This window comes from Streptococcus halitosis (assembly GCF_027691175.1).
In the GTDB taxonomy this organism is placed as follows: domain Bacteria; phylum Bacillota; class Bacilli; order Lactobacillales; family Streptococcaceae; genus Streptococcus; species Streptococcus halitosis_A.
Genome location: NZ_JAQFBD010000009.1, coordinates 1 through 7,701, shown reverse-complemented (window position 1 = coordinate 7,701; position 7,701 = coordinate 1). Strand labels below are relative to the sequence as shown.

Here is a 7,701-nt window from a genome sequence, read left to right as displayed (position 1 = left end):
TTGAAGCTCCATGTGCCTTCTGCGGTCTTCACTTCTGTTTGACTTGGTTGCGTCGGAATCGCTTGGCTACCATCTTTCAAGTCTATTTGGTCTGCTGGAAGAAGGGCTTTCACTTCTTGTGGAAGTTCTTTACCTGGGGTTCCGCTGACAAACTCGTGAACTGCCTTATGAGTCACTGTTGGAACTGGGGTGAATTCCCATGTGCCTACAAACTTAACATCTGCTCCATTGATGGTTTCCGATGTCTTGTCATAGGACTTGAAGCTCCAGGTGCCTTCTGCGGTCTTAACTTCTGTTTGACTTGGTTGCGTTGGCGTTGCTTGACTGCCATCTTTCAAGTTTGTTTGGTCTGCTGGAAGAAGGGTTTTCACTTCTTGTGGAAGTTCTTTACCTGGGGTTCCGCTGACAAACTCGTGAACTGCCTTATGAGTCACTGTTGGAACTGGGCTTGCTGTAAATTCCCATGTGCCTACAAACTTAACATCTGCTCCATTGATGGTTTCCGATGTCTTGTCATAGGACTTGAAGCTCCAGGTGCCTTCTGCCGTCTTCACTTCTGTTTGACTTGGTTGTGTTGGCGTTGCTTGACTACCGTCTTTCAAGTCTGTTTGGTCTGACGGAAGTAAGGATTTCACTTCTTGCGGAAGCTCTTTTCCTGGAGTTCCGCTGACAAAATCGTGAACTGCTTTATGAGTCACTGTTGGAGCTGGGGTGAATTCCCATGTACCGATAAAGTGGGCATCCACTCCATTGATGGTTTCTGATGCCTTGTCATAGGACTTGAAGCTCCATGTGCCTTCTGCGGTCTTCACTTCTGTTTGACTTGGTTGCGTTGGTGTTGCTTGGCTGCCATCTTTCAAGTTTGTTTGGTCTGACGGAAGTAAGGCTTTCACTTCTTGTGGAAGTTCTTTGCCTGGAGTTCCACTGACAAACTCGTGCGTCGCCTTGTAGGTTGGGGCTGGGGTGAATTCCCATGTACCTACGAAGTGGGCATCCGCTCCATTAATAGTTTCAGAGGTCTTGTCATAGGACTTGAAGCTCCATGTACCTTCTGATGTCTTAACCTCTGTTTGACTTGGTTGCGTTGGAGTCGCTTGACTTCCATCTTTTAGATCTGTTTGATCTGATGGAAGCAGGGCTTTCACTTCTTGTGGAAGCTCTTTGCCCGGGGTTCCACTGACAAACTCGTGCGTCGCCTTGTAGATTGGCGCTGGGGTGAATTCCCAGGCTCCTACGAAGTGTGCGTTCGCTCCATCGATGGTTTCCGATGTCTTGTCATAGGACTTGAAGCTCCATGTACCTTCTGATGTCTTAACCTCTGTTTGACTTGGTTGCGTTGGCGTTGCTTGGCTACCATCTTTCAAGTCTGTTTGGTCTGCTGGAAGTAAGGATTTCACTTCTTGTGGAAGTTCTTTGCCTGGAGTTCCACTGACAAACTCGTGTGTCGCCTTGTAGGTTGGCGCTGGAGTGAATTCCCAAGTACCGATAAAGTGGGCATCCGCTCCATTGATGGTTTCGGATGTCTTGTCGTAGGACTTGAAGCTCCATGTGCCTTCTGCTGTCTTCACTTCTGTTTGACTTGGTTGCGTTGGCGTTGCTTGACTACCGTCTTTCAAGTCTGTTTGGTCTGCTGGAAGTAAGGATTTCACTTCTTGTGGAAGCTCTTTACTTGGAGTTCCACTGACAAACTCGTGTGTCGCCTTGTAGGTTGGGATTGGAGTGAATTCCCAGGTGCCTACGAAGTGTGCGTCTGCTCCATTGATGGTTTCGGATGTCTTGTCGTAGGACTTGAAGCTCCAGGTGCCTTCTGCTGTCTTAACTTCTGTTTGACTTGGTTGCGTCGGAGTCGCTTGGTTGCCGTCTTTCAAGTCTGTTTGGTCTGCTGGAAGCAAGGCTTTTACTTCTTGTGGAAGCTCTTTGCCTGGAGTTCCGCTGACAAATTCGTGTGTCGCCTTGTAGGTTGGAGCTGGGGTGAATTCCCAGGTGCCTACGAAGTGTGCGTCTGCTCCATTGATGGTTTCAGATGTCTTATCGTAGGACTTGAAACTCCATGTACCTTCAGTTGTCTTAACTTCCGTTTGACTTGGTTGTGTTGGCGTTACTTGACTGCCATTAGGTAAATCCTTTTCTGTTGCTGGAAGCAAGTCTTTCACTTCTTGTGGCAACTCTTTACCTGGAGTTCCACTGACAAATTCATGGTGTTTTTCGTAAAGAAGAGCAGTGCTCACCTGATTAGAAGGAGCTGATAAGTTATCAACATGCAAGGTTACAGTGTTGTTAATTTTTTCAGGTCCCTTTTCTTCCACTTTTTTGTTTGTAGCTGTTTTATAAGTGATAATAATCTCAGCGGCAGAATTTGATTTTATGTATTCAGGTGTCATTTTAACAGTAACTGTTTGACCTGACTTCTCAATCGTATAGTCACGTCCTTCTTGCAGAGTCACTCCACCTGATTCAACTTTAAGTTCTTTATAGTCCAAGCGATCATCAAAATTTTGAACCATTTCAATAGATGATGGAGCTGCTAAAAGGTCTTTACCTGGAACCGGAACTTTAAAAGTAGCCTTATAAGTTACATCCTGCCCCTCTTTAGCTGGAATCTCAGTAGGTTCTACCTCTAGGACTGGACTTGGGTCAATCTTTTCGACATAAAGCCCAAATACAGCCGAACAGGTTTCCGTTGATGAATAACCGAAATTCATGCTGTTACTATTTGATCGAAGAGCTAAGCCCGAGATGTTATTTTCAGCATTACTACCATTTGTACTTTGTGTAGCAATCCATGAAGTATGATCACTTGTTTCTTCCTGTCGCAAGACATTGGCATTGTTCATTAATCGAAGGTTCACATCGTTCTTATAGTTTTTAACATAGAAGGTTTCCTTCAAATTGTTTGCATCAATTGCATCAATATCTGTTGGTTTCATGACCAATTTCAAGTCTGTTTCTGTCCCATCAGCATAGCGAATTTCTGCTGTAACATCAGCATCAATCCAAAACGCTTTATTCATGATGTAGTCATGATTTGCATCTACATAAGGAACATTCCCAATTTCAAAGGCACTCTTTTCCCACAATTCTGAGATTGAGAAAAATTCGACAGTAGATTTTTGAGTATTATCCATCTCAGACCTTGCTTGTGCAGTATTGAGGTAGTGAAGAGTTACCTTATTAAATTTTAAGTAAGCATCTACTTGCTTTCCGTGAATGTTACCAATATTTGTAAATTTTAGAGATAAAGGATTTTCAAAAACTTGATCTTGCTTTTTACTTTTATCTACTTTAAGAGTAAAGTTTTCCATCTCACCTGGATAAGCACCCCCACTTAGATATTCATAATGGGGATTTGATAGATGAAACTGATCAACAGACTGTGATTTAGATAAAACACTAGCATTGTTAATATTTAAATTAAACTTACGAATATCTAAGGTAGAGATATCCGTTCCATTTTTAATCTCTTCTAATGCAGCATAAGACTGAACCGGAAGAAGAAAAATAGAAAAAAGTAAAATAATCAGGCCAATATAGGCCTTTGTTTTTCTACCTAAATTAGTAGAAAACGGCACTTTCATGCCTCTTCTCCATTTCATAATTAACCTCCAAACTAAAAATGATTTGTATACAATCATTTTAAAAAGAAATGTTCACCTCATTCTAACATAAAACTATTTCAATTTAAAGGAAATACAGAAAAAAATTATTTCCCCGTATCCCTATACTATTATTTGTTTCAACATATTAACAGATGGTGCCGTAAAACTTCCAAAAATACTTTTTTGTATTATTTATAAAGAATAGTCTTCTCTGCTAATCATAACATTATAGTTGTAGTCTCATTTCAACAAAAAAAGATTGCCCAATCAGACAATCTTTTTATATTCTTAATATAAGTCAAGATAATTATCAACTTCCCATTGTGAAACAAAGGTCGCATAGCTAGCCCACTCGATACGTTTGGCTTCAAGGAAACTAGTGTAGATGTGTTCACCTAGGGCAGCCTTAACCACTTCATCCTCAGTCAAAGCTTTCAAGGCGTTATGAAGAGTTGATGGAAGATCAGTGATTCCAGCTTCCTTACGCTCTTCTGCTGTCATGATGTAGATATTTTCTTCGATAGGAGCTGGTGCTTCGATTTTGTTTTCAATACCATGCAAACCAACTTCCAAAAGAACCGCCATAGCGATGTATGGGTTTGCCATTGGGTCCACTGAACGCAACTCAAGACGAGTTCCCATACCACGTGAAGCTGGTACGCGCACAAGTGGCGAACGGTTACGACCAGCCCAAGCAATGTAAACAGGCGCTTCATAACCTGGAACCAAACGTTTGTATGAGTTAACTGTTGGGTTCATGATGGCAGTATAGTTGTAGGCATGCTTGATCAAACCACCAAGGAAATGGTAGGCCGTTTCAGACAACTGCATTCCTTTTGGATCATTTGGATCAAAGAAGGCATTGTTTCCTTCTGCATCAAACAAGGACATATTACAGTGCATACCTGATCCAGCGATACCAAATTTTGGTTTCGCCATAAAGGTTGCGTAAAGACCGTGTTTACGAGCAATCGTTTTAACAACGAGTTTAAAGATTTGAATCTTATCACAAGCACGGAGGACTTCATCATACTTGAAGTCAATTTCGTGTTGTCCAACCGCAACCTCGTGGTGACTTGCTTCCACTTCAAATCCCATTTTGGTCAAGACATTAACGATTTCACGACGTGTATTATCCGCAAGGTCTGTAGGCGCCAAATCAAAGTAGCCACCCTTATCATTTACCTCAAGAGTCGGATCCCCATTTTCATCCAGTTTAAATAGGAAGAATTCTGGCTCTGGTCCAAGGTTGAAGGATTTGAATCCTACTTCTTCCATATGGCGAAGAGCACGTTTCAAATTGCCACGAGGGTCACCTGCAAATGGTTTACCTTCTGTTGTATAGACATCACAGATCAAACCTGCAACACTTCCGTTTTCATCTCCCCAAGGGAAGACTGTCCATGTATCCAAGTCTGGGTACAAGTACATATCTGACTCATTGATACGTACAAAACCTTCAATAGAAGATCCATCAAACATAGCCTTGTTTGACAAGACTTTATCTAACTGTTCATCTGTAGCAGGAATTTCGACGTTTTTCATCGTTCCCAAAATATCTGAGAACATGAGACGAATAAAGGTAACATTTTTTTCCTTGACTTCACGACGAATATCTGCAGCTGTGATTGGCATGGTTTTTCTCCTTAATATATGACTACTTGCGATTGCCTAACCGCGACCAAAAGGTGAATGTGCTGAAGCAAAGCGTCCCTGCTGGAGGAGTTCATTATGAAGTGCGCGACGCACCTCCGTCTGACTCACCACTTTCTTGGACTTCGCCTCACGTTCAGCATATTTTTTCTTAATGGCAGCGATATTGTAACCTTCAGAGATATAATCTTTGATTTCAAGCAGACGATCCATATCATTCAACGAATACATGCGACGGTTCCCTTCGTTTCGATCAGGTTTAATCAACTCTTGATCTTCATAATAACGAATCTGACGCGCCGAGAGATCGGTCAATTTCATAACACTGCCGATAGGAAAAACAGCCATATTTCGGCGAAATTCTCTTTCCTTCATTTACAATTCCCTTCCTTCTGTCTATTATAGTCTAAAAAAAAACAAACGTCAATCGATAATGTTATAAAATGTAACATTATTTTTCTTTTTTCTCTAAAAAGAGATGAATACGATCAATATCATAATTTACGAGAATTGCGACAAAAACTCCCATGAAAGTTTCCGATACACGCGCAAACACGTACAAAATTGTTTCACCGCTCGGTATTGATAGGGTAATGATTAACATAGCTGCTACACCACCAATAACCCCTGATTTATTATTCATGGCCACATTTGTCATAATGGTTAACATAGTGCAGATTGGAACAACCACCAAAGTCACCCAAAAAGCTCCGTGAAATAAGGTATTTAAGAAAAAAAAGATAAGGGCGTAGAAACCACCGATACTATTTCCTAGAATACGTGAAGTCCCAAAATGGACACTCTTATCAAAACTCTCCCTCAGACTAAAAACCGCTGTCAAAGCACCGATTTGAAGACCTTTCCAGCCAAAAAAGCCAAAAATCAAAAGAACTAGAAAAACGGCAATTCCCGTTTTAAAAGTCCGCATACCAAGTTTGAACTGTGACTTATCAAATTTATATTTTTTAAAATAACTCATAATCTCAACTTTCTACTACCATTTTAACATAAATCAGTTGATTTTATGAGTAAAAATCAATAGGAAGCGTTTTTAATTTAGGCTATAAAAAAGAGGAAACAGAGTTCCTCTTTTCTATTTAACTTCCAGAAATTAGTTGCTTTCGTCTTCTTTTCGTTTCAACTGACCAAGTCCTAAAACTCCTACTAAAGCTGCTAGACCAAGATATGGCATGTAGCTTGAATCATTTGTACCTGTTTGAGGTAGAGTAGGGTTCCCTTTTGGATTTGGATTAGAATTAGGAGTTGTTGGCTCCTCTGGTTTCTTAGGTTCTGGCGTTGTAGTACGAACTGTGTTTGAAGCGTAAGCAACTTTGTTCACAGTATTTACATAGGTATTTTCAAAAGTTCCGACAGCAATTCGTTTCATTTGAATATAAGTCTCAGCCTGGAATGGAGAATCCAACTGAATCTCTTGAAGGAATTCCTCCTTGAAGCGAATGGTAATCATTCCCTTATCTTGATCATGTTCAACCTGTGTTTCAGCGGTTAAGTCTGTCCCTGCCTTGATAACACGACCGTCTTTCAATCGGATATCAACCTTGGCAAGAACTTTATAGTTTCCAGTGTATTGATCACCTTTTTGGTCATAATCATCTACAAAACTATAGTCACTCAAGTCCTCAGAATGATTTTGTGGAATCAAACCACCAATTAAACGATAATTGAAGTACTGGTTCAATGGAATAGTCTGGCCATCGATATTGTCACTGCTTGGATCCATACTGATTGTCACATCTTTTTTAGGTGTGATTTTCGGTACATTGTTGACAACTACTTCTGTAGCATAGCCATTTCCAAAATCAATTTGGTAAGCTTTGTTTTCATACTTACCACCCGTTTGACCAAATTCAGGTTTAACTGTCATCGGATCTGTGATGAGCAATGATTTTCCTGCTGCTACATAGTTCTTGTAGAATTCGGCTGGATTATCAGCTGAGAAGAGTTGGAAAGCACCTTTAACAGTGATGTTTGCTTTCTTCAACAGCTCTTGAATCTTCTTAGGAGCAGCTTCTAAACTATCAAATTGTTGAACACTGATACCTGGTACAAGATTGCCCTCTAGATCACGAATCTTAACCAATTCTGGATGAAGGGTTAAGGCTTCTTCTGGATAATCATCCACATAGTAGAAACCATTTTGAATCGCTTCTTTAGAAGATTTATCTCCCTTGTATTGGTCCAAATCCCATGTGAGTTCATAGTAGTTGGTTGAACCAGCTAGAACTTCTTTGCCATCAATATTCACACCTTGCTTGTTCTTGTTAACTTTCAAAGGCTTGATGTAGTTGTTATTTGGATTGTCAGGATCATTTGGTTTACCTGGAGTCGTTACACGAACAATGTTTGACTTAACACCGTAGGCGTCGTTGACTGTCAAGGTAAAGTTATTTGTATAAGTCGCCCCATCATTCAAGACACGACCAACAACCGT

Annotated in this window: 5 protein-coding genes; all 5 read right to left on the bottom strand. The window is 40.7% G+C overall.

Annotation, left to right across the window (positions count from 1 at the left end):
• A partial coding sequence (locus PG086_RS09615; protein WP_270748837.1) for an LPXTG-anchored SHIRT domain periscope protein occupies positions 1-3,593 on the bottom strand: 3,593 nt, incomplete at its 3' end.
• Positions 3,594-3,884: 291 nt separating this feature from the next.
• On the bottom strand, positions 3,885-5,231 hold the full coding sequence (gene glnA / locus PG086_RS09610) for a type I glutamate--ammonia ligase (protein WP_001122897.1): 1,347 nt from the start codon (positions 5,229-5,231) through the stop codon (positions 3,885-3,887).
• Positions 5,232-5,267: 36 nt separating this feature from the next.
• Positions 5,268-5,624, bottom strand: coding sequence for a transcriptional repressor GlnR (gene glnR / locus PG086_RS09605; RefSeq protein ID WP_007522286.1), 357 nt, complete (start codon positions 5,622-5,624; stop codon positions 5,268-5,270).
• A 76-nt stretch (positions 5,625-5,700) separates the two neighbouring features.
• The gene (locus tag PG086_RS09600) at positions 5,701-6,228 is read right to left on the bottom strand and encodes an FUSC family protein (RefSeq protein WP_213988890.1); all 528 of its coding nucleotides are present in this window, start codon (positions 6,226-6,228) and stop codon (positions 5,701-5,703) included.
• A gap of 132 nt (positions 6,229-6,360) precedes the next feature.
• Positions 6,361-7,701, bottom strand: a 1,341-nt coding sequence (locus tag PG086_RS09595; RefSeq protein WP_270748832.1) for an SspB-related isopeptide-forming adhesin, incomplete at its 5' end; no start/stop codon positions are given.

Coding starts and splice junctions, on each gene's coding strand:
- glnA (WP_001122897.1), bottom strand. CDS start 5,231: ATGCCAATCACAGCTGCAGATATTCGTCGTGAAGTCAAGGAAAAAAAT.
- glnR (WP_007522286.1), bottom strand. CDS start 5,624: ATGAAGGAAAGAGAATTTCGCCGAAATATGGCTGTTTTTCCTATCGGC.
- PG086_RS09600 (WP_213988890.1), bottom strand. CDS start 6,228: ATGAGTTATTTTAAAAAATATAAATTTGATAAGTCACAGTTCAAACTT.